Origin of the sequence: Pararhizobium antarcticum (genome assembly GCF_001885585.1) — a bacterium.
In the GTDB taxonomy this organism is placed as follows: Bacteria; Pseudomonadota; Alphaproteobacteria; order Rhizobiales; family Rhizobiaceae; genus Pararhizobium; species Pararhizobium antarcticum.
Genome location: NZ_LSRP01000107.1, coordinates 70,005 through 92,363, shown reverse-complemented (window position 1 = coordinate 92,363; position 22,359 = coordinate 70,005). Strand labels below are relative to the sequence as shown.

The 22,359-nt window shown below is 61.2% G+C and carries 20 protein-coding genes; 11 read left to right on the top strand and 9 right to left on the bottom strand.

The features are described 5' to 3' along the window. Window positions 1–63 precede the first annotated feature (63 nt). Both alaS and AX760_RS18835 read left to right on the top strand, forming a co-directional pair. A complete protein-coding gene (alaS, locus tag AX760_RS18840; RefSeq protein ID WP_071834530.1) occupies window positions 64–2,727 on the top strand; it encodes an alanine--tRNA ligase in 2,664 nt (887 codons plus the stop codon). A gap of 159 nt (window positions 2,728–2,886) precedes the next feature. Then, complete coding sequence (locus AX760_RS18835) at window positions 2,887–3,738, top strand: AraC family transcriptional regulator (protein WP_071834529.1); 852 nt, start codon at window positions 2,887–2,889, stop codon at window positions 3,736–3,738. Between the two features lie 279 nt (window positions 3,739–4,017). Here AX760_RS18835 and AX760_RS18830 read toward each other — a convergent pair whose 3' ends face one another. Together AX760_RS18830 and AX760_RS18825 are read right to left on the bottom strand one after the other, a co-directional pair. Then, complete coding sequence (locus AX760_RS18830) at window positions 4,018–4,368, bottom strand: hypothetical protein (RefSeq protein ID WP_071834528.1); 351 nt, start codon at window positions 4,366–4,368, stop codon at window positions 4,018–4,020. A 210-nt stretch (window positions 4,369–4,578) separates the two neighbouring features. Further along, window positions 4,579–5,793: an NADP-dependent isocitrate dehydrogenase gene (locus AX760_RS18825; protein ID WP_071834527.1), complete on the bottom strand. Its 1,215-nt coding sequence runs from the start codon at window positions 5,791–5,793 to the stop codon at window positions 4,579–4,581. 400 nt (window positions 5,794–6,193) lie between these two features. Here AX760_RS18825 and AX760_RS18820 point away from each other — a divergent pair, with 400 nt between their 5' ends. The 7 genes from AX760_RS18820 to AX760_RS18790 all read left to right on the top strand — a co-directional run bounded on the left by AX760_RS18820 (window position 6,194) and on the right by AX760_RS18790 (window position 13,230). Next, entirely contained in the window at window positions 6,194–7,027 is an 834-nt protein-coding gene (locus AX760_RS18820) for an RNA methyltransferase (protein WP_071834526.1), read from the top strand. Beyond that, entirely contained in the window at window positions 7,014–7,811 is a 798-nt protein-coding gene (gene murI / locus AX760_RS18815; RefSeq protein ID WP_071834525.1) for a glutamate racemase, read from the top strand. The genes AX760_RS18820 and murI overlap by 14 nt, the downstream gene beginning before the upstream one ends. Window positions 7,812–7,937: 126 nt before the next feature. Next, window positions 7,938–9,449 (top strand): helicase HerA domain-containing protein, encoded by a 1,512-nt coding sequence (locus tag AX760_RS18810; protein ID WP_071834524.1) that lies wholly within the window; start codon window positions 7,938–7,940, stop codon window positions 9,447–9,449. Between the two features lie 288 nt (window positions 9,450–9,737). Further along, on the top strand, window positions 9,738–10,355 hold the full coding sequence (rpsD, locus tag AX760_RS18805) for a 30S ribosomal protein S4 (protein ID WP_071834523.1): 618 nt from the start codon (window positions 9,738–9,740) through the stop codon (window positions 10,353–10,355). A gap of 91 nt (window positions 10,356–10,446) precedes the next feature. Next, the gene (locus AX760_RS18800; protein WP_071834522.1) at window positions 10,447–11,391 is read left to right on the top strand and encodes a glutaminase; all 945 of its coding nucleotides are present in this window, start codon (window positions 10,447–10,449) and stop codon (window positions 11,389–11,391) included. 127 nt (window positions 11,392–11,518) lie between these two features. Beyond that, entirely contained in the window at window positions 11,519–12,409 is an 891-nt protein-coding gene (gene ttcA, locus AX760_RS18795) for a tRNA 2-thiocytidine(32) synthetase TtcA (RefSeq protein ID WP_425348870.1), read from the top strand. Next, a complete protein-coding gene (locus AX760_RS18790) occupies window positions 12,406–13,230 on the top strand; it encodes an inositol monophosphatase family protein (protein WP_071834521.1) in 825 nt (274 codons plus the stop codon). The genes ttcA and AX760_RS18790 overlap by 4 nt, the downstream gene beginning before the upstream one ends. Window positions 13,231–13,309: 79 nt before the next feature. Here the strand turns inward: AX760_RS18790 and AX760_RS18785 are convergent, their stop codons facing one another. The 6 genes from AX760_RS18785 to purL form a co-directional block, all read right to left on the bottom strand. Continuing rightward, window positions 13,310–14,593, bottom strand: coding sequence for a multidrug effflux MFS transporter (locus AX760_RS18785; RefSeq protein ID WP_071834520.1), 1,284 nt, complete (start codon window positions 14,591–14,593; stop codon window positions 13,310–13,312). A gap of 53 nt (window positions 14,594–14,646) precedes the next feature. After that, window positions 14,647–15,882, bottom strand: a complete 1,236-nt coding sequence (locus AX760_RS18780; RefSeq protein WP_083531243.1) for a multidrug effflux MFS transporter — start codon at window positions 15,880–15,882, stop codon at window positions 14,647–14,649. Between the two features lie 432 nt (window positions 15,883–16,314). Next, a complete protein-coding gene (gene grxD / locus AX760_RS18775) occupies window positions 16,315–16,650 on the bottom strand; it encodes a Grx4 family monothiol glutaredoxin (RefSeq protein ID WP_071834519.1) in 336 nt (111 codons plus the stop codon). A gap of 132 nt (window positions 16,651–16,782) precedes the next feature. Beyond that, the gene (locus AX760_RS18770) at window positions 16,783–17,010 is read right to left on the bottom strand and encodes a hypothetical protein (protein WP_071834518.1); all 228 of its coding nucleotides are present in this window, start codon (window positions 17,008–17,010) and stop codon (window positions 16,783–16,785) included. 6 nt (window positions 17,011–17,016) lie between these two features. Continuing rightward, on the bottom strand, window positions 17,017–17,250 hold the full coding sequence (locus AX760_RS18765; protein ID WP_037095612.1) for a BolA/IbaG family iron-sulfur metabolism protein: 234 nt from the start codon (window positions 17,248–17,250) through the stop codon (window positions 17,017–17,019). Between the two features lie 18 nt (window positions 17,251–17,268). Continuing rightward, on the bottom strand, window positions 17,269–19,500 hold the full coding sequence (purL, locus tag AX760_RS18760) for a phosphoribosylformylglycinamidine synthase subunit PurL (protein WP_071834517.1): 2,232 nt from the start codon (window positions 19,498–19,500) through the stop codon (window positions 17,269–17,271). A 275-nt stretch (window positions 19,501–19,775) separates the two neighbouring features. Here purL and AX760_RS28080 point away from each other — a divergent pair, with 275 nt between their 5' ends. Continuing rightward, window positions 19,776–20,522: a glyoxalase superfamily protein gene (locus AX760_RS28080; RefSeq protein WP_071834516.1), complete on the top strand. Its 747-nt coding sequence runs from the start codon at window positions 19,776–19,778 to the stop codon at window positions 20,520–20,522. Between the two features lie 33 nt (window positions 20,523–20,555). Here AX760_RS28080 and AX760_RS18750 read toward each other — a convergent pair whose 3' ends face one another. Next, window positions 20,556–21,974, bottom strand: coding sequence for an aminotransferase-like domain-containing protein (locus AX760_RS18750; RefSeq protein WP_071834515.1), 1,419 nt, complete (start codon window positions 21,972–21,974; stop codon window positions 20,556–20,558). 102 nt (window positions 21,975–22,076) lie between these two features. Here AX760_RS18750 and AX760_RS18745 point away from each other — a divergent pair, with 102 nt between their 5' ends. Next, window positions 22,077–22,322: a DUF1127 domain-containing protein gene (locus AX760_RS18745; protein WP_071834514.1), complete on the top strand. Its 246-nt coding sequence runs from the start codon at window positions 22,077–22,079 to the stop codon at window positions 22,320–22,322. Window positions 22,323–22,359 lie beyond the last annotated feature (37 nt).

Below are 22,359 nucleotides of genomic sequence, written 5' to 3'. Positions count from 1 at the left end.
TGTGGTGCCGCAAGGCCGGTGAACCGGTCGCATGGCGGTTTGGATGTTAGGTAAGGGCGCAAGATGAGTGGCGTGAATGAAATCCGGTCGACATTTCTCGACTACTTCAAGAAGAACGGCCACGAGGTCGTACAGTCGAGCCCGCTGGTGCCGCGCAACGATCCGACGCTGATGTTCACCAATGCCGGCATGGTGCAGTTCAAGAATGTCTTCACCGGACTTGAGCAACGGCCCTATTCGACGGCGGCCACCGCGCAGAAATGCGTGCGTGCCGGCGGCAAGCACAATGACCTCGACAATGTCGGTTATACCGCTCGCCACCACACGTTTTTCGAGATGCTCGGCAATTTCTCGTTCGGCGATTATTTCAAGGAGCGCGCCATCGAGCTTGCCTGGACACTGATCACCAAGGAATTCGGGATCGATGCCAAGCGCCTTCTGGTGACCGTCTATCACACCGATGACGAGGCCTTTGATCTCTGGAAGAAGATTGCCGGCCTTTCCGAAGACCGCATCATCCGCATTCCCACCAGCGACAATTTCTGGGCGATGGGCGATACCGGTCCCTGCGGGCCGTGCTCTGAAATCTTCTACGACCATGGCGACCATATCTGGGGCGGACCACCCGGTTCCAAGGATGAGGATGGCGATCGCTTCATCGAGATCTGGAACCTCGTCTTCATGCAGTACGAGCAGGTCAGCAAGGAGGAGCGCGTCAATCTCCCGCGGCCATCGATCGATACCGGCATGGGCCTGGAACGCGTTGCCGCCTTGCTGCAGGGCAAACATGACAATTATGACATCGACCTTTTTCGCGCGCTGATCGCCGCCTCCGAGGAAGCGACCGGCGTCAAGGCGGAAGGCGACCAGCGCGCCAGCCACCGGGTCATTGCAGACCATCTGCGCGCCTCCGCCTTCCTGATCGCTGATGGCGTGCTTCCGTCGAACGAGGGTCGTGGTTATGTGCTGCGCCGCATCATGCGCCGCGCCATGCGTCATGCGCAGCTGCTTGGTTCCCGCGATCCCCTGATGTGGAAGCTGCTGCCGGCGCTGGTTGGTCAGATGGGCCGCGCCTATCCGGAGCTGCTGCGGGCCGAATCGCTGATTTCCGAGACGTTGAAGCTCGAGGAAACCCGATTCCGCAAGACGCTGGAACGCGGTCTCGGGCTTTTGTCCGACGCGTCGGCCGATCTTGCCGAAGGCGACCAGTTGAATGGTGAAACGGCCTTCAAACTTTACGATACCTATGGCTTTCCGCTTGACCTGACGCAGGACGCCCTGCGCGCCAAGGGGATCAGCGTTGATACGGCCGCGTTTGGTGCCGCCATGGAACGCCAGAAGACCGAGGCGCGCGCCAGCTGGTCGGGCTCCGGCGACAAGGCGACCGAGACGATCTGGTACGAGCTGCGCGAGAAGGTCGGCGCGACCGAGTTCCTCGGTTATGATACGGAGACCGCCGAAGGCGTCGTGCTCGCCATCGTCAAGGACGGCAAGGCGATCGACCAGGCGGGCAAGGGCGAGACGGTTCAGATCGTCCTCAACCAGACGCCGTTCTATGGCGAATCCGGTGGCCAGATGGGCGATACCGGCGTGATCGTTTCCGACGGTGCAAAACTCTTGGTCACCGACACGCAAAAGCGTGGCGAGGGCGTTTTCGTGCATAGCTGCACGATCGAGGACGGCATTGTGAAGACCGGCGACGCGGTGGCGCTGACCGTCGATCATGCGCGGCGTGCGCGCCTGCGGGCCAATCATTCGGCGACGCATCTGCTGCACGAGGCGTTGCGCGAAGTTCTCGGCACGCATGTGGCGCAGAAGGGCTCGCTGGTCGCGCCGGAGCGCCTGCGTTTCGACGTGTCCCATCCGAAACCGATGACCGCCGAGGAGTTGAAGGTCGTCGAGGAGATGGCCAACGAGATCATCGTCCAGAACACGGCCGTCACGACGCGCCTGATGAGCGTCGACGATGCCATTGCCGAGGGCGCGATGGCGCTGTTCGGTGAAAAATACGGCGACGAAGTCCGGGTCGTGTCGATGGGGCAGGGCCTGCGTGGCTCCAAGGCCAGCCGTGCCTATTCGGTCGAGCTCTGCGGCGGCACGCATGTCGGCGCAACCGGCGAGATCGGCCTGGTTCGCATCGTCGGTGAAAGTGCTGTTGGTGCCGGTGTGCGCCGTCTGGAAGCGCTCACGGGCGTTTCGGCGCTTGCCTATCTGAATGAGCAGGATGAACGCGTGAAGGCGCTGGCTACCAGCCTCAAGGTGCAACCACAGGAGGTCGCCGCCCGTGTCGAGGCGCTGATGGACGAACGCCGCAAGCTGGAACGCGAGCTGACCGAGGCGAAGAAGAAGCTCGCTTTGGGCGGTGGTGAAGCTGGCGGCGCGGCCGATCAGGTCCAGGACATCGCCGGCATCAAGTTCCTCGGCAAGGTCGTCACCGGCGTCGATCCGAAGGATCTGAAGAGCCTTGCGGATGATGGCAAGAAGAGCCTCGGCTCCGGCGTCGTCACCTTCATCGGCGTATCGAGCGACGGCAAGGCAAGCGCAGTTGTTGCTGTCACCGACGATCTGACGGCAAAGGTCAGCGCCGTCGATCTGGTGCGTATCGCCTCTGCAGCCCTTGGCGGCAAGGGTGGCGGCGGGCGCGCCGACATGGCCCAGGCCGGCGGACCGGATGGCGACAAGGCGGCGGATGCCATTCAGGCGGTTGCCGCAGCCATCGCCGGCTGAGAGCGGAATTCTCTGCACAGTTTGCAAAACCGGATCGCGAGATCCGGTTTTTTGCATTCAGCGGCTCGGCCTGCCGCTGATCTGGAGGCGAAGGGTTCGCAGGATTTGTCAAATGGCAATATGCTTGTTTGCGCGTGTTCGGCTTGCTTGAGGGACGACATGAAAGACACCAGCATCTGGGCCGCCTATGAACGCCGCTTGCAGCGCGTATCGGCCTATATCCATGATCATCTTGACGAAGAGCTCGATCTTGATCGGCTCTCGGAGATAGCCTGCCTCTCGCCGCATCACTGGCACCGTGTTTACCGGGCCGTGCATGGCGAGACGCTGGCGGCTACCGTCAAGCGCCTGCGGTTGCACAGGGCTGCCGGCGATCTGGTGGGCACGGTTCTTTCTGTCGAGGAGATAGCGAGACGATCGGGCTACCCCAATCTTCAGTCGTTCAACCGGATTTTCAAGTCGGTGTTCGGCATGCCGCCTGCGCGGTATCGGAGGGAGGGCAGCCACACGATCTTTCAATCGAATCCGCAAAAAGGTAAATCCGCAATGTACGATGTCACAATGAAAACCCTCGCCCCCCGCGAACTCGTCGGGGTGCCCCATGAAGGGTCCTATATGGCGATCGACCGTGCTTTCGAGAGACTAGGCGGCACGCTTATGGCACACAACCTCTTTCGTCCAGACATGCGCATGGTCGGCATCTATCTGGACGATCCGGATCTCGTTGCGGAAGACAGACTGCGTTCCTTCGCCTGCGTTACCGAAGGACAGCATGTGCCCACACAGGAAACACTCGTCCACCAGCATCTTGAGGGCGGCGAATATGCGATCCTCAGACACAAGGGACCCTATGCCGACATGCACAAGGCCTATCAGTGGCTTTACGGGGTCTGGCTGCCGCAATCGGGCAGGGAATTTCGCGATACCGTAAGGTTCGAGGAATATGTCAACAATCCGCGCGATACCGCACCCATCGACCTGTTGACGGATATCCACCTGCCGCTGAAATAAGCGGCGTTTGCTGAACCTGGGCGTTATCGACGGAGTCAAGCCGCCGGTCGCGCTTTGCCTTCGGTCGGGATGTTGATCTGTGAACGACCTTGCCTCTGGGGCAGGACGTCGATCCCGAGACAGCAAACGGTGATGCGGTCCTGTCATTGGCGGGTCTGCATCACTGCTCGACTGAACCCGTCGGAAGGGGTTCACCTGTGACGGTGTTGCGTGTGCCCGCCGCTGCCCGCCGGGAAGCCTGGTTGACCATGTTCAGGGACAGCGCTTTTGGCCGGATGATCAACAGCCCTTTTTGACATAGGCGTCGGGAACGGCTTCGGCCCAGGCGATGCTCTGGGCGTCGCTCTTATTCGCATAGGGTCCGTCGACGACGCAGTAATAGCCCGGTCGGAAATTGGCGTAGTCGTTGGTGGTGATCACGCGCAGTCCAGCGCCGCCGCCGGCATTCGGTCCGCCAAGGTCGTCGCGCTTGTTTTGCTGGTCGGTGGCCCGCTTGCCGCAGCCGAGCACGACGTACCAGCCGCAGCTTCCGCCGGACACGAGTATCGGCGTCAGTTCCCCGGCGTGGCTTTGAGCAGCGCCGGTTGGCACGAGCATGGCCAATGCCATGATGGCCTGTGTGTATCGCATGTTTCCCCCTTTTGCCGCCCCCGGCATAGCCTGATGTTCAGTCTGCGTGATGTGCCGGTAAACCGCGCCCGCCGTTTCTCCTCTTGGTTCATTTGAGCACAGCTGCCGCCTCGGCGACAAGGGGGGCTTAGGGCAGGATCGCCCAACGCCAGGCAGCAAAAACCCGGCGCAAGGCCGGGTTTTCGGAACGTCGGTCGGGTGGTGCTTCGATCAGGCAGCCATGGCCTTGTTGAGGTTCTCGTCGATCTTGTCGAGGAAGCCGGTGGTCGACAGCCATGGCTGGTCAGGGCCGATGAGCAGCGCCAGGTCCTTGGTCATGAAGCCGCTTTCGACGGTATCGACGCAAACCTTTTCGAGCGTGTCGGCGAAGCGTTCCAGTTCGGCATTGTTATCGAGCTTGGCGCGGTGCGCGAGACCCCGGGTCCAGGCAAAGATCGAGGCGATCGAGTTGGTCGAGGTTTCCTCGCCCTTCTGGTGCTGGCGATAATGGCGCGTCACCGTGCCATGGGCGGCTTCGGCTTCGACGGTCTGGCCATCCGGCGTCATCAGGACGGAGGTCATCAGGCCGAGCGAGCCGAAACCCTGCGCGACGATGTCGGACTGGACGTCGCCGTCATAGTTCTTGCAGGCCCAGACATAACCGCCGGACCATTTCAGCGCCGAGGCGACCATGTCGTCGATCAGGCGGTGCTCATAGGTGATCTTCGCTTCCTTGAACTTGGCGGCGAATTCGGCCTCGAAGACGGCCTGGAAAATATCCTTGAAGCGGCCATCATAGACCTTGAGGATGGTGTTCTTGGTCGAAAGATAGACCGGAACGCCGCGCTGCAGGCCGTAGTTCAGGGAGGCGCGGGCGAAATCGGTGATCGATTCGTCGAGGTTGTACATGCCCATGGCAACGCCGGCAGCCGGGGCGTCATAGACTTCATGTTCGATTTCCGTGCCGTCTTCGCCGACGAACTTCATCGTCAGCTTGCCCTTGCCCGGGAACTTGAAGTCGGTGGCGCGGTACTGGTCGCCAAAGGCGTGGCGGCCGACGATGATCGGCTTGGTCCAGCCGGGGACGAGGCGCGGCACGTTCTTGCAGATGATCGGCTCGCGGAAGATGACGCCGCCGAGGATGTTGCGGATCGTGCCGTTCGGCGACTTCCACATCTTCTTCAGGCCGAATTCCTCGACGCGCTGCTCGTCCGGGGTGATGGTGGCGCATTTGACGCCGACGCCATGCTTCTTGATGGCATGGGCGCTGTCGATCGTCACCTGATCGTTGGTGGCATCGCGGTTTTCCATGCTGAGGTCATAATATTCGAGATCGATATCCAGATAGGGATGGATCAGCTTGTCCTTGATGAACTGCCAGATGATGCGGGTCATTTCATCGCCGTCGAGTTCGACGACCGGATTGGCGACCTTGATCTTCGTCATGGAGTATGCCTCGTATTTGGGAGGGGGCGGATGCCCCGTTTCGTGAAGGTAAAACCGTTTTGCGCTATAGCATTGTGTGCGCGCGACGCAAAGCACGCGATGGCGAAACTTTTGGCTAGGATCGCTTGCGTTGCGATTGCCCCGGCGGCGGCATACACGGCATGGCCTCAGGCTTGACGGCGGTGGCTCGTGTGGACGACGTGCCGCGGAAGCGACAATCCCGGTGGTGGGAGATGACGGCGGTTCGTTGACAGCGCAGTTTCTGAACATAGCCAGACAGCAGGACTTGTATTCAGCTGGCATTCAGCTGGCATTCCAAAAGGCGCTGCTTCGCGCGCTTCTTCCCTTCCTCGCGCAAGTGTGCCAGTGAAGCGCCCGAAAGACAGGAAGGCTGAAACCCATGGCAGGTACGAACAGCGAGCGCATTCTCCTCACCGAGGGCCCGGCGATCATTCTGGTGCATCCGCAGCTTGGCGAGAACATCGGCATGGTGGCCCGCGCCATGGCCAATTTCGGTCTGTCGGAGCTGCGCCTGGTCAGCCCGCGTGACGGCTGGCCGAGCGAAAAGGCCCGCTCCGCTGCCAGCCGCGCCGATCACGTCATCGATGCGGCCAAGATCTACGATACCCTGCCGGAGGCCATCGCCGATCTGAATTTCGTCTACGCAACGACGGCGCGTGACCGCTACGGCTACAAGCCGGTGCGCTCGCCGCTGATTGCTGCCGAGACCTTGCGGACGCGCTTCAATCTGGGCGAGGCAACCGGAATCCTGTTTGGCCGGGAGCGCACCGGCCTCACCAATGAGGAGGTGGCGCTGGCCGACGAGATCGTCACCTTTCCCGTCAATCCCGCCTTTGCCTCGCTCAATCTGGCGCAGGCGGTTCTTCTGATGTCCTATGAATGGATGAAGACCAGCATGGGCGCACCGGATGAAACCTCGTTTCATGCGCTCGAGCAGAAACCGGCAACGAAGGACCAGTTGCAGGGGCTTTTCGACCATGTCGAAGAGGCGCTGGAGGCCCGCGGTTATTTCCGGCCTCTCGCCAAAAAGCCGAAATTGATCGATAATCTGCGTGCAGTTCTGACGCGGCCGGCTTTTGCCGAATCGGAAATCCGCCTCGTGCGCGGCATCATCTCCTCGCTCGATCGCTTTACGCGCGACGCGCCAAGGGGGGCAGGGGCGCCGGAAAATTCCCGCGCGAACAAGGGTGACGACAGCGGTGAAGAGCTCTGACCTGAAGCCGATCCTGGTTTTCGACAGCGGCATTGGCGGGTTGACCGTGCTGCGCGAATTGCGCGTGCTGATGCCGGAGCGGCACTTTATTTATACCGCCGACGATGCCGGCTTTCCCTATGGCGGCTGGGAGGAGGATGCGCTGAAGGAGCGGGTGATCTCGCTGTTTCGCGGCCTGCTCGCAACGCATGATCCGGAACTCTGTGTCATTGCCTGCAACACCGCCTTCACGCTTGTCGGCGCCGATCTGCGCGCCGCATTTCCAGAGATGCGCTTCGTTGGTACCGTGCCGGCAATCAAGCCGGCGGCCGAGCGGACCCGGTCGGGCCTGGTTTCGGTGCTTGCCACACCGGGAACGGTCAAGCGGGCCTATACCCGCGACCTGATCCAGTCCTTCGCCTCGCAATGCCATGTCCGCCTTGTCGGTTCGGAGAATCTGGCGCGCATGGCCGAGGCCTATATCCGCGGCGAAACCCTATCCGACGACGCGGTGCTGGCCGAAATCAGCCAGTGTTTCGTGGAAAGGGACGGTAGAAAGACCGATATTGTCGTCCTTGCCTGCACGCATTATCCCTTCATGGCCAATGTCTTTCGCCGCCTTGCCCCCTGGCCGGTCGACTGGCTCGACCCGGCAGAAGCGATTGCCCGGCGTGCACGCTCGCTGGTGCCACTGATGGCGGATGTCGAGCCGCTGATCGGGGAAGATCCCGCGATTTTCACATCGGGACGTCCTGATTTTTCCACCCGCCGCCTGATGCAGGGTTTTGGCCTCACGGTTCGGTAGGGCAATGGCCGTCTTTGCTGTGGGTTTCGGCCCACGACCAGCGCATATGGCGGCGAGCCATGGTATGGGTCGGGGCTTGCGGGTTCGTGGCGGCGCATCCGGCATGGCATTGAGAACGAGGTGAATATGAAAGTCGGCATCGACATGGGGACGGCGTCCGACGGGACGAGCGTGCCGCTCGATATCGAGGAGCTTCTGGCGACCCGCCTGCTGGTGCAGGGCAATTCGGGTTCTGGAAAATCGCATCTTCTGCGCCGGCTTCTCGAACAGTCGGCCCCCTGGGTGCAGCAGTGCATCATCGATCCCGAAGGCGACTTCGTCACGCTGGCCGACAAATTCGGCCATGTCGTGATCGAGGGTGAGCGGACCGAGGCCGAACTGGTCGGCATTGCCGGGCGCATCCGCCAGCACCGTGTCTCCTGCGTTCTGTCCCTCGAAGGCCTCGACATCGAGCAGCAGATGCGCAGCGCCGGGATCTTCCTGAACGCGATGTTCGATGCCGATCGTGATTACTGGTATCCGGTGCTTGTGGTGGTCGACGAGGCGCAGATGTTTGCGCCCTCGGTTGCCGGCGACGTCTCGGAAGAGGCGCGCAAGATTTCGCTCGGGGCCATGACCAACCTGATGTGCCGTGGCCGAAAGCGTGGCCTTGCCGGGGTCATCGCCACGCAGCGCCTGGCAAAGCTCGCCAAGAACGTTGCCGCCGAAGCCTCCAACTTCCTCATGGGCCGGACCTTTCTCGACATCGACATGGCGCGCGCCGCCGATCTGCTCGGCATGGACCGGCGCACGGCGGAAATGTTCCGCGATCTGAAGCGCGGCTCTTTCGTGGCGCTCGGCCCGGCCCTGTCGCGCCGACCGCTGCCGGTGACGATCGGCCATGTCGAGACCTCCGCCCGCTCGACCAGCCCGAAGCTGACGCCCTTGCCGCAGGCCGTGGCCGATGTCGAAGACCTGATCTTCACGCCGGACCCCGACGAACTGATCCGGCCGCTTGTGCGGCGGGCAAGCGCACCGCGGCCAACGACCGATATCCTTGCCGAACTCTCCCGTCCGCGGCCGGAGCCGGCAGCGATTGCCGAGCAGAAGGCGCCCGCACCGGAAATGCCGGCGGCCGATCGTGAAGCCCTGCTCGACGGTATGCTGGCCGAGATCCTCGAAAATCCCGATGCAGCCTTTCGCGCCGATGCCGAGCTGTTTCAGGATTTTCTGGTGCGCTGCCGGATCCGCCGGGTACCCGGTGCACCGCTGTCGCTTAGCGTCTTTCGCCGCAAGATGGCGGTGGCCCGCTCTGGTGTCGATCCAGACACAGCGGCCAGCGAAATCTGGGCGCTGGCGCTTGGCCTGTCGCGCACCGTGACCGACGACCTGCAGGGCGTCTTTCTCCTGGTTGCGCAATCGGCGGTGCGGGGCCTGCCTTGCCCGTCGGATGCGATGATCGCGCGTGCCTACGGGACGCACTCGGCGCGCCGTGCCCGCCGCCTGCTGGGCTATTTCGAGGAGCAGGGCCTGATCGTCGTGCACAGCGATTTTTCCGGCAAGCGAATCGTCGCCTTTCCCGATCTGCAGGTCGAAACAGCGCCGGGTGCTGCCGATGCCTTGGAATTGCCGGTCGAAAGCAAGTCTGCTGCGGAATAGCCGGCATTGCCTGCCAATTGTTTCCTGCAGTCGTTGACAAATTTGTGAAACTTACCTAAAGACCCGCTCAACACCGGGCCGAAACGCCCGGTGTTACTTTTATGAAGCGCATATGCCTTTCTTGTCCGCTCGCGGCCAAGGGAGATGCGCAAACCGACATGTCCCGTGGCTTCTCCGTTAGCGTAATGTGAGAAACCTGTCAGAGCTTTCAAAAGAAGTTCAGAGGAGGGCGTGTTTCCTTGATCCGGTTTGGCAACAAACCGGTGTAACCTGTTGAAGGGAAATACGATGAGCAAGCGCGAATCGTCTAAGTACAAAATTGACCGCCGTATGGGCGAGAACATCTGGGGTCGTCCGAAGTCCCCGGTGAACCGTCGCGAATACGGCCCCGGCCAGCACGGCCAGCGTCGCAAGTCCAAGCTTTCCGACTTCGGTGTGCAGCTGCGCGCCAAGCAGAAGCTCAAGGGCTATTACGGCGACGTCCGTGAAAAGCAGTTCCGTGCGATCTTCGCCGAAGCTGACCGTCGCAAGGGCGACACTTCCGAAAACCTGATCGGTCTGCTCGAATCGCGTCTCGACGCGATCGTCTACCGCGCCAAGTTCGTACCGACGGTCTTTGCTGCCCGTCAGTTCGTCAACCACGGCCACGTCACGGTCAATGGCATTCGCGTCAACATCGGCTCGTACCGCTGCAAGGCTGGCGACGTGATCGAAGTTCGCGAAAAGTCCAAGCAGCTCGTCATCGTTCTCGAAGCGGTTTCGCTGGCTGAACGCGACGTTCCTGACTACATCGACGTCGATCACAACAAGATGGTCGCGACATTCGTTCGCGTTCCGGGCCTGTCTGACGTTCCGTATCCGGTCGTCATGGAACCGAACCTGGTCGTCGAATTCTACTCGCGTTGATTTGTTGAGGCTTGTGCCTTGCCAATTTTGGAAAAGCCACTCAGAGATGAGTGGCTTTTTTGTTGCGCTGCACTCATCCGGAGAATGACTGATGCCAGGCACGGACCCCTTGGACCTGCAGTCGATAATCGATGATATCCATCGCGACCTGACGCCACGGCTCGGCGAGGGCAAGGTTGCCGACTACATTCCGCAACTGGCGTGCGTCGATCCCAAACGGTTCGGCATGGCGATCGTCACCGTCGATGGGGCCATCCACAAGGCTGGCGACGCCGAAATGCCGTTTTCGATCCAGAGCATCTCGAAGATATTCACCCTGACGCTGGCACTCGGCAAACACGGCGAAAACATCTGGAAGCGGGTTGGACGCGAGCCATCCGGTTCCGCATTCAACTCCATCATCCAGCTCGAACACGAGCATGGCATACCGCGCAACCCCTTCATCAATGCCGGTGCGATTGCCATCACCGACCTTGTGCTGGCCGGGCATACGCCAAAGGAGGCGATCGGCGAGATCGTCCGCTTCGTCCGCTATCTCGCGGACGAGGACGACATCGTCATCGACGCCGAAGTGGCTCGCTCGGAAGCTGCGACCGGATATCGGAATTTCGCCCTTGCCAATTTCATGCGCTCGTTTGGCAAACTCGATCATCCCGTCGATCACGTGCTCGGTGTCTATTTCCACCAATGCGCGCTATCGATGAGTTGCGTTCATCTTGCCAAGGCCGGGCTGTTTCTGGCTGCGTCCGGCACCAATCCTTTGACGAAACACTCGGTCGTCTCACGCCAGCGTGCGCGGCGCATTAATGCACTGATGCTGACCTGCGGCCATTATGACGGGTCCGGTGACTTTGCCTATCGGGTCGGCCTGCCGGGCAAGAGCGGCGTCGGCGGCGGTATCCTGTGCGTCGCGCCGGGCAAGGCATCTGTCGCAGTCTGGTCGCCGGGCCTCAATCACAACGGCAATTCGCTGATTGGCTCACTGGCGCTGGAAATGCTCGCCAACCGCACCGGCTGGTCGGTCTTCGGCGCCTGAGACGCCCCATCGTTTCGACAGCGAATCCCTGATTTTGCTTGATCTTGGGGGGCAAGGCAGGCAAGTGCAGGGGATTGAATTCCTGCGTCCGGCCTTCGGCTTTCGGCGCGTTGCACGGGACAGCATGATGGACCTTCCAATTTCCTCAGCCCAGCGCGGCACCGCGCCCGCGCCCTCCGACGCGGACCTGGTGCCAGACGACCACCAGCACCCGATCTTTGCCAGGATGCCGTCCTCCGTGTCGTTCAACAAGCTGCGCAAGCGGTTGTTGCGTCAGGTCCGGCAGGCGATCGAGGATTTCGGCATGCTGTCCGGGCAGAAGCGCTGGCTGGTGGGCTTGTCCGGCGGCAAAGACAGCTACGGCCTGCTGGCGATCCTGATGGACCTGCAATGGCGCGGATTGCTGCCGGTGGAACTGGTCGCCTGCAATCTTGACCAAGGTCAGCCGAATTTTCCCAAACACGTCCTGCCGGACTATCTGGCCTCGATCGGCGTGAAACACCGGATCGAGTATCGCGATACCTATTCGATCGTGAAGGAAAAGGTCCCGGCTGGCGGTACCTATTGCGCCTTGTGTTCGCGCCTGCGCCGCGGCAATCTCTACCGCATCGCCCGTGAAGAGGGCTGTGATGCGCTGGTGCTCGGTCATCACCGCGAGGACATCCTCGAGACGTTCTTCATGAATTTCTTCCATGGCGGACGTCTTGCGACCATGCCGGCCAAACTGCTGAACGACGAGGGCGACCTGATGCTGCTGCGTCCGCTTGCCTATGCGGCCGAGGACGACCTCGCGAAATTCGCCGCCGCGATGGAATTCCCGATCATTCCCTGCGACCTTTGCGGCTCACAGGATGGGCTGGAGCGCAACGCCATGAAAGCCATGCTGGCCGATATCGAGCGCCGCATGCCCGGCCGCAAGGATACGATGCTGCGGGCGCTTGGCCACGCCAATCCATCGCATCTGCTCGATCCCAAGCTGTTTGATTTCAAATCCCTGTTCGCGGAGCCAAAAGCATGACGAAGACCGTCGATATCGCAGCCCTTGCCAATGTTCTGCAGGAGGCCGCCTACAAGGAAATCCTGCCGCGTTTTCGCAACCTCGGCAGCGGCGATGTGCGGATGAAGAGCGAAGCCATCGATCTCGTGACCGAGGCCGACGAAGCGGCGGAACGGCTGATCAAGGCGCGGGTCGCGGAGTTTGCACCCGACGCGCTGTTCGTCGGTGAAGAGACGGTGGCTGCAGAGCCTGAGCTGCTTTACAAAATTGCGGATGCCGATCTCGCGATCATCGTCGACCCGATCGACGGAACGTTCAACTATGCGGCCGGCCTCTCCCTGTTCGGGGTCATGGCCAGCGTCGTCTCGAAAGGCGAAACGATTGCCGGCATCATCTATGATCCGCTCGGCAATGACTGGGTCATCGCGGAAAAGGGATCGGGTGCCTGGTTCTGCCGCGCCGATGGCACCCAGGACCGTCTGGCCTGCGCCGCTTCTGTCTCGCTGGAAAATCTCGTTGGCTGCGCCTCGACAACCTACTATGCGCAGGACGATCGGCGTCTCGTTATGGGCAATATGTCGAAGGTGCGGATTGCTACGAGCTATCGCTGTGCCGCTCACGAATACCGGGGCTTTGCGGCCGGGCATTTTCACTTCCTCATGTATCAGAAGCTGATGCCCTGGGACCATCTGGCGGGCACCTTGATCGCGCAGGAAGCCGGCGCCTATGCGGCCCGTTTCGATGGATCGCCCTACCTGCCGCAGCATGTCGATGGCGGCCTGTTGCTGGCTCCGGACAGGGACACCTGGGAAGAACTGCGCCGCGAAGTCTTCACGGTCTGACCACGCAAAAAATCTGGCATGAAAAAAGCCCACCGGTCATGCTGTCCGGTGGGCTTTTCTGTCTCCGGGTTGTGCCGGTCTACATATGGCCGCCATGGTCGGCAGTGGCGTGGTCGTCGCTCGGATGGGTGAACAGCTTGCCGTTTTCCGCCCAGAGCGTGGCGAGAATCGTCAGGGCCCCGAAGACGGCAAAACCGGCCACAAGCGGAAGGATCGTACCGTCGAACATCTGGCCGATGGCACCGCCGAGAAGCGCACCGCCGGTGGTCGAGACAAAACCGGTAATCGCCGTGGCGGTGCCCGCGATATGGCCCATAGGCTCGAGGCTGATCGCCGTGAAGTTCGTCGCAATGACCGCGAAGAACATCAAGAGCAGGGTGAATGCGATATAGGCGACGACAAATGGCGGACGGCCAGCCAGCGCATAGAGGCCGATGGCGATCGCCACCAGCGTGAACAGGATCATCGCCACATGCGAGATGCGCCGCATGCCGAAGCTGCGCACGAAATAGCCATTGGCAAAATTGGCGATCGCAATGCCGCCGGCGGTGCCGGCAAAGGCCAGAGGTAGCCATTCGCCAAGGCCGTAGACGACGCCGAACACCTGCTGCACCGTGACCACATAGGCGCAGATGACGGCGGTGAACAGCGTCAGGCCGATCATGTAGCCGCAGGTGATGCGGTTGGTCAGGACTGTCTTGAAGCCGGAGGTGACGGCGGCGACCGACAGGGGCTGACGCTCCGACACCGGCAACGATTCCTTCATGCGAAGCAGCGCCCAGACGAACAGGATGCCGCCGATGACGCCGAGCGCGATGAAGATCCAGTGCCAGGTGGCAACCGAGATGATCAACTGGCCGACGGAGGGCGCGACGATCGGCACCACCATGAAGACGATGAAGACGTAGGACATGACCCGCGCCATGTCGCGACCGCCGAAGCAATCGCGGACGATGGCCATGCTGTTGATGCGCACGGCGGCAGCGCCGATGCCCTGGATGAAGCGCAGGATCAGCAGCGACTGAAAATCCTGCACGAAGGCGGCCAAGAACATCGTGAAGGCATAGAAGGCCAGGCCGGCCAGCAGTGTTGCGCGCCTGCCAAAGGCGTCCGACAGGCTGCCAAAGACGATCTGCGAGACGCCGAATCCGAGGAAGAATACGCCGATGACCAACTGGACATCGTTTGGATCGGTCACGTTCAGTGCCGTGCCCATCGCCGGCAGGGCCGGCAGCATGATGTCGATCGCCATGGCCACGCTGGCGGTCATCAGCGCGATGGTGATGACGAATTCGAGGAAGCCGAGGCCGATCCGGGTCGATCCGGAAGGGGCCGTGCCTTCAGTCGTCGTGGGGGATGTCATGGTTGGTCCTGTGGAATTCTGGAGCGAGGGGCGGCGTGGCGATCTGGGAGCGATCAGGACGCCGGATTGTTGGGACTGAAGAGCTTGCCTTTTTCGGCGATCAGAACGAAGCCGAGGCCGATGGCCGACAGGATGAAGAAGCCGAGCGCCAAGGGCGTGACAGTGCCATCGAAGGCCTGGCCGATCGCTGCACCGAGGACAGCGCCGCCGATCGTCTGGGTGAAGCCCAGAACCGATGACGCCGTGCCCGCGACATGGCCGAGCGGCTCCATCGCCATGGCATTGAAGTTCGGACCAATCAGGCCGAACTGGAACATTGCCGTGCCGTAGAGCAGGACGAACAGCCAAAGCGGAACCGGGCCGAACAGGGATGCGACCATCCAGATCAGGCTAACGGTTGCAAAGCCGATCAGCGCGCCGTGCGACAGGCGCCGCATGCCATAACGTTTCACCATGCGCGAATTGGTAAAGGAGGCCACCGCCATCATGCCGGCAAAACCGGCAAAGACCAGCGGGAACCAGACGCCGAGCCCGTAAATGCCGACGAGGATCTGCTGCGCGGAATTGATGAAGCCGAACAGCGAGCCGAAGATGAAGGCCGTGGCCAGCGTGTAGAACAGGGCCATACGGTTGGTGAGGACAATGCGGAAGGCGCCGATGATCGATGTTGCGGTAAACGGCCGGCGATTCTCTTCGGCCAGGGTTTCCGGAAGACGCAGGATGACCAGCGTGGCAACCAGCGCGGCAAAGAGCGCGATGACGACGAAGATCATGTGCCATTCCGCAAACAGCATGATCAACTGCCCTATGCTTGGCGCGATCACCGGCACGACCATGAACACCATCATCACCAGCGACATGACCTCCGCCATCTGACGGCCGCCATAGACATCGCGAACGATCGACACGGAGATCACCCGCGTGGCAGCGGCCCCGATACCTTGCACGAAGCGCAGGGCCAGAAGCCCGGAAAAGCTCGGCACAAAGACGATGGCCAGCGCGCAGACGCCATAGATGGCAAGGCCGCCAAGCAAAGGCAGCTTGCGACCGAACCGGTCCGACAGCGGCCCGAAGAACAACTGGGCGAACCCCATGCCGATCAGATAGGCGGTGATGACATATTGCCGGTGATTTTCGTCGGCAATACCGAGGCTCGCGCCGATCTCCTGCAGTCCGGGGAGCATGATGTCGATCGATAGGGCGTTGATGGCCATGAGCATGGCCATGAGAGCCACGAACTGGGCCTTTGACAGCATCGGAATACCCGGTGCTTCGGATGTGGTGGTCATAACACTCTGTCCTGGCGGATGCGCAGGCGCGCATGCAGTATGGAAGGCAGCCGGATTGGCCGGCTGGAGACTTGACCGTCGGCAGGCTGGGAAGGCCGGTCGGCATGTCGAAACGGATTCGCTCTAAGGCGGCCACGGATCAGGCCGGATGAGCGCGGATAGCAGTAGACCCTGTGCGGGGTAGCGTCGCCCGGGATTTTCAAGGCCCCGTTTTTCAACGCTCCGGATTTTCAAAGCCCACGGGGTGTCTGGTCTGGTGCGGCCGTAAACCCGTCGGCACGCGAGCGTCGATCATGGCCTGTGCCATGACGTATCAACGCTCCCGACCGTGCTGATCAAGGGCATTCAATATTAGAAAATAAGCATAGTCTTCCGGAATCAAAAAAGGCGGTCAGCCCGCCTTTTCCGCTCTCGAGATGAACCGCTGCCCTGTCAGGCGGCGCCCTTCACCGAAATGCCCTGTTCCTCGAGGTGCGACTGCAGTTCGCCCGCCTGGAACATTTCGCGGACAATGTCGCATCCGCCGACAAATTCGCCCTTGATGTAAAGCTGCGGTATCGTCGGCCAGCTGGAATAGTCCTTGATGCCCTGGCGAAGGTCGGCATCGGCGAGAATGTTGATGCCCTTGTAGTCGACGCCGATATAATCGAGCATCTGCACGACCTGTCCGGAGAAGCCACACTGCGGAAACTGCGGTGTACCCTTCATGAAGAGAACGACATCGTTGCTCTTCACTTCGTTTTCAATGAAATCGTTAATTCCGCTCATGATCTTGTCCTTCCTGCGCCCGCTTCAAGGGGCGGGGCTATCGATTTTTCCTAGATAACATGCGCGCCGCTGATTTTCATCACCCAATTGCAACAAAAATTGATGGCCCTCACAAAATATCGAAAAGACGCGTCAACGACTGCGCGTCTTGCTGCGCGAGGCCGTAGTCCGGCGGCGGCTGACCTGTTTCCTGGCAATGACGCGCTTGACCGGTTTGGCCTTCTTGAAGCGTCCGGTCGTTGCCGAACGCGTCTGGCGCTTCTTGCGCTTCGTGGTCGTCTTCGAACCAGCCTTCTTCAGGATTTCCTTGAGCACGCTGTCAACGACGCCCGCTACCAGTTCATTGAGCAGCCCAGCCATGGTGGATCACTCCGGTGCCGAGGTCTGCAGGGCAAGCGCGTGCAGGACGCCGCCCATATTGCCCTTCAGGGCGTTGTAGACCATCTGGTGCTGCTGCACGCGGCTCTTGCCCCGGAAGGCCTCGGCCACGACTTCGGCGGCATAGTGATCGCCGTCGCCGGCCAGATCGCGGATGGTGACTTTTGCGCCGGGAATGCCCGACTTGATCATGTCTTCAATATCGCCAGGTGCCATCGGCATCGTCGGTACTCCCTGAAATTACGCGGCGGCAACTTTGTTTTCGCCGTCCATGAAATCAGGGAACCATGATTCATGGGCCAAGCGCAATTGCTGAATTGGCAGCGGCCGTGCTGCCCCAAGCGTCACAGTGCCGCCACCCGTCAAACCGATTTCGACGAGCGAGACACCTGCAGTGACGGCTGCAGCCGCGACGGCCGAAACCTTGGCTTTCGAAACCGTGACGACATAGCGCCCCTGGTCTTCACCAAAGAATGCCGGGATAGCGTCACCGGACGGTGCTGAAACGGTCGCGCCGATCTCCGCGGCCATCGCCATTTCGACGACGGCAAGGGCAAGGCCGCCGGACGAGCAATCGTGAACGGCGGTGAGTGCGCCATCCTGAATGAGGCCGCGGACGAAGTCGCCAACCTTTCGTTCGTGGGCGAGATCGACATGGGGAGCGGGGCCGTCGCTGCGGCCATGCACATCGCGCAGGTAGACGGACTGACCGAGATGCGTGCCCCAGGTGTCCGGCGCGCCGACAAGCAGGATCGTTTCACCTTCGGCGGCAAAGCGGATGCGGGCCATTTTCGACCAGTCGCTCAGAAGGCCGACGCCGCCAATCGTCGGGGTCGGCAGGATGCCCTGGCCGTTGGTCTCGTTGTAGAGCGAGACATTGCCCGAGACGATCGGAAAATCGAGCGCCCGGCAGGCTTCGCCGATACCCTTGATCGCATGAACCAGCTGGCTCATGATTTCCGGACGTTCCGGATTGCCGAAATTCAGATTGTCGGTTGCCGCCAGCGGCAAAGCGCCGGTTGCCGTGATGTTGCGCCAGCATTCGGCGACGGCCTGCTTGCCGCCCTCGAATGCGTCGGCCTCGACATATCGCGGCGTGACGTCGGAGGAAAAGGCAAGCGCCTTGGTATCATGGCCCTCGACGCGCACGACACCGGCGTCTCCGCCGGGAAGCTGCAGCGAATTGCCCTGGATCAGCGTGTCATACTGCTCGTAGACCCAGCGGCGGGAGGAATTGTTGGCCGAACCGACCAGCGCAAGCACGGCATCGGCGACGTCCGCCTGCGGCACGTCGCCATCGGCCAGCGGTGCTGCGACCCTGGCCGGCGTCCAGGGGCGGTCATATTCCGGCGCTTCGTCACCCAGTTCCTTGATCGGCAGGTTGGCAACTTCCTCGCCCTGGTGAATGACGCGGAAGCGCAGGTCGTCCGTGGTCTTGCCGACGATCGCAAAATCGAGGCCCCACTTGACGAAGATCGCCTTGGCAACGTCTTCCTTGGACGGCTCGAGCACCATGAGCATGCGCTCCTGGCTCTCCGAGAGCATCATTTCATAGGCGGTCATGCGCTCTTCGCGCACCGGCACCTGATCGAGCAGCAGCTCGATGCCGAGGCCGCCCTTGGCGCCCATCTCGACCGCCGAGCAGGTGAGGCCGGCAGCCCCCATGTCCTGGATGGCGATGACCGCGCCTGTTTTCATCAGTTCGAGGCAGGCTTCGAGAAGGCATTTTTCGGTGAAGGGGTCGCCGACCTGAACCGTCGGGCGCTTTTCCTCGATCGATTCGTCGAACTCGGCCGACGCCATGGTCGCACCGCCGACACCGTCGCGGCCAGTCTTTGCACCGAGATAGACGACCGGCAGGCCGACGCCCTTGGCTTCCGACAGGAAGATGCCATCGGACTTGGCAAGGCCAGCCGCAAAGGCGTTGACGAGGATATTGCCGTTGTAACGCGCATCGAACTCAACTTCGCCACCGACTGTCGGCACGCCGAAGGAATTGCCGTAGCCGCCGACGCCGGCGACGACGCCGGAGACAAGATGACGGGTCTTCGGATGATCCGGGGCACCGAAACGCAGCGCGTTCATGGCCGCGATCGGACGGGCACCCATGGTGAAAACGTCGCGCAAAATGCCGCCGACGCCGGTCGCAGCCCCCTGATAGGGCTCGATATAGGACGGATGGTTGTGGCTCTCCATCTTGAAGACGACAACGTCACCGTCGTCGATATCGACGACACCGGCGTTTTCACCCGGTCCCTGGATAACGCGCGGACCAGTGGTCGGCAGCGTCTTCAGCCACTTTTTCGAGGACTTGTAGGAGCAGTGCTCGTTCCACATGGCCGAGAAGATACCAAGTTCGGTAAATGTCGGTTCGCGTCCGATCAGCCCGAGAATGCGCTGATATTCGTCCGGCTTGAGGCCATGCGAGGCAATCAGGTCCGGGGTAATGGGGCGGGTATTGGAAATGGTCATCGGGTACCGTGAAATCCATTTGGAGAGCGTTGGGGTCTCTTTACCGCAAGCCGTAGGCTGGTGCGATAGAAAAAACGCAAAAAACCACACGTGAAGGCATGATGCTTGACAGGTGAACGCGGTTAAATTTATCTAACGCTGGGTTCCGCGCAACCTGCCGCTCGCGTCCAATCGGACATGGTGAAAGCACGGATTATGGATCGAACCCTGTTTCGGGCGGTCATGTCAGCAAGGCGAGCAGTGACATCTTTCTCCGCCCAGATAGGGAACGAAGAATGCGCACATTTCGCGACGCGAAAGTGATGGCAAAAACACTGTCCGATTCTCTGGCTCAAAAAGAGATCCGGATCTCTCACAGTGAAAGCCTTGAGATTGTCGCCCGCCAGTTCGGCTTTGAGAACTGGAACATTCTTGCCTCAAAACTTGCGGGTGATCCGCTTGAAGAGGGTGACCCGCTTGAAGAGCCGGTCCACCATCTGCCCGAAGGGTGGTTGCCTGCGGGCTCACGGATGGATTTTTTCGATATGGGCACCGAGAAGGGCAATCGGGGGCCGATCGCTTTCATCAAACGAAGGCCGGAGACCGAGGGGCTGGATGATGCCGCAAGACCTTTCGGGACCATGATGCAAAGCATCGAGGCGAAGCCGTTTCTGGGTAACAAAGTCAAGTTTTCGGCCTGGCTGCGAACCGAGGCTGTGATTTCGGCGGCAACGATCTGGCTGCGCGTCGATGACGAACGGGGAATGCTCCGCTTTGACAATATGGAATATCGAGAGGAGGAGGGTGCGGTACGGAGAACCAGTGATTGGGTCCACCGTTCGATTGTTCTCGATGTGCCGCACACAGCACAGAGCCTTCACTTCGGATTCTATCTTCGTGGCAAGGGTATAGCGTTCGCGCGGGATTTTACTCTCGAGGTCGTTGACAGGTCGGTGGCGGTTTCGGCCGTTGAATCAAAGCCGGCGCGTATGCCGGCGGCGAAGTCACTGCTGTTGCACCCGACAAATCTCGGTTTGGCGTGACATCGATCTCTTCGGTGCAAGGCCCCGTTTCATTCACGCGAAACTGTCGTAGCCGGTTCTGCCGCTGTCGAGCAGGCGGCGCAAGGTCTCGAAACCGTGACGTACCTCCTCGCGATTCTGCGGGGAGGAAAAGCCGATTCTCGCCCGGTGAAAGACGCGGTCGATACGCCCGGCCTTGAATTCGTCCTCGTCGTCGACCAGCACGCCTTCGGCAAGCGCCGCATTCTTGAACGTCCCCGACAGCCAGGGTTCCGGCAGCTTCAGCCAGAGGAAGGGGACATGCGGGTGGGAGTTGAAGTCCAGCCCGGAAAAGATCTCGCGGGCCATCTGCTCGCGCAGGCGAATTTCGGCGATGCCGTATTCCCGCAGTCTTTGCCCCTCGCCGGTGAGCACCAGGCGGGCGCAGAGTTCGGCCAAAAGGAACGGCATGCCGCCGCTCACCATCTTGTGGGCGATGCGAATGCGCTGGCTGAAATGCGGCGGGCAGGCGACCCAGCCGCCACGGACCCCGGCAGCAACCGATTTCGACAGGCCGCCAACCAGAAATGTTCGCTCCGGCGCAAGCTCTGCCAGGAGCGGCGTCGGATCGCCGGTCATGGCGCCGTAAAGATCATCCTCCAGAAGCCAGACGCCATGGCGGCGGGCGATATCGACGATGGCCTGGCGCCGCTCCAGCGACAGGGTGATCACGGTCGGGTTCTGGGCTGCCGGCATGAGAAAGGCGAGTTTGGGGTGCTGTTGCGCGCAAACCCTTTCGAAATCCTCCGGGATCAGCCCGAGATGATCCGATTCCATCAGCACCTGCCGTCTTCCGATCAGGCCGGCACTGCGGCTGATCTGTGAATAGGTGAGGTTCTCGAAGGCAATCTTGTCGCCGGGCGCCGTGACAGCTGCAATCACAGCCACCGCGCCGGCATGGGCGCCAAGCGTCGGAACGATGCAATCCGGGGCAGGGCGGAAATTGCCCTTTGCCAGCCATTGGCTTCCTGCCTCGAACCAGTGGTCGGGGAAATTGCGGGCATAGCTGGCAATGTCCGACTGATGTTCGCGGGTGATCTGGCCGAGCAGTATCTCGAGCGTCGCGCCCTGGCCGATGTCGGGGGCGGCCGTGCTGTCGAAACGCAGCTTGCCCGACGGCGCGTTGATCGGGCGGGTGCCGGCAAGCGACGCGGTCAGTGGATCCGATTGTTCAGCGGGGCGGCTTTCGGGCTTGTCCAGCACATAGGTACCACGGCCGACCTCGCCGCTGACCAGACCACGCTCGCGCACCAGCGTATAGGCGCGTCCAACGGTGCCGATTGTCACGCCGATGTCGAAGGCCAGATTGCGCTGCGGCGGCAGCTTCGTGCCCACAGCAAGAACGCCGTCCATGATCGCCTGCTCGATCTGATCGGCAATGCGGGCGTAAAGCGGGCCTTGCCCCTGCGTCGGGTCTGGAATCCAATTTGTCATGGTAACAATTATCTACATTGCACCCTAAACGGTGTCAATTATGAATGACGAAGGGAGTGCGGAAACAGGGCGGGTACAATCAATTGAAATTGGATCAAAGCAATGAATATAATAGAGACAATCAAGGCGGTGCAATCCGGCGAGGATCGGGTGGTGCGGTCATCGACCAGGGATTCGTGGAGGCTTTTGACCGGCGCAATCGCAGCGGCGTGGCGGTGGTTTCAAATCCGGCGTGATAAGGCGCGTAGCCGTCTTGATTTGGCCGAACTGAGCGATAGCCAGCTGGACGATATCGGCGTGACGCGTGCCGAAGCGCGGCAGGAAAGCTGCCGCTCCTTCTGGAACTGACGGGGAAGGCCGTCTTCCCACCATGCGCTTGACCGTC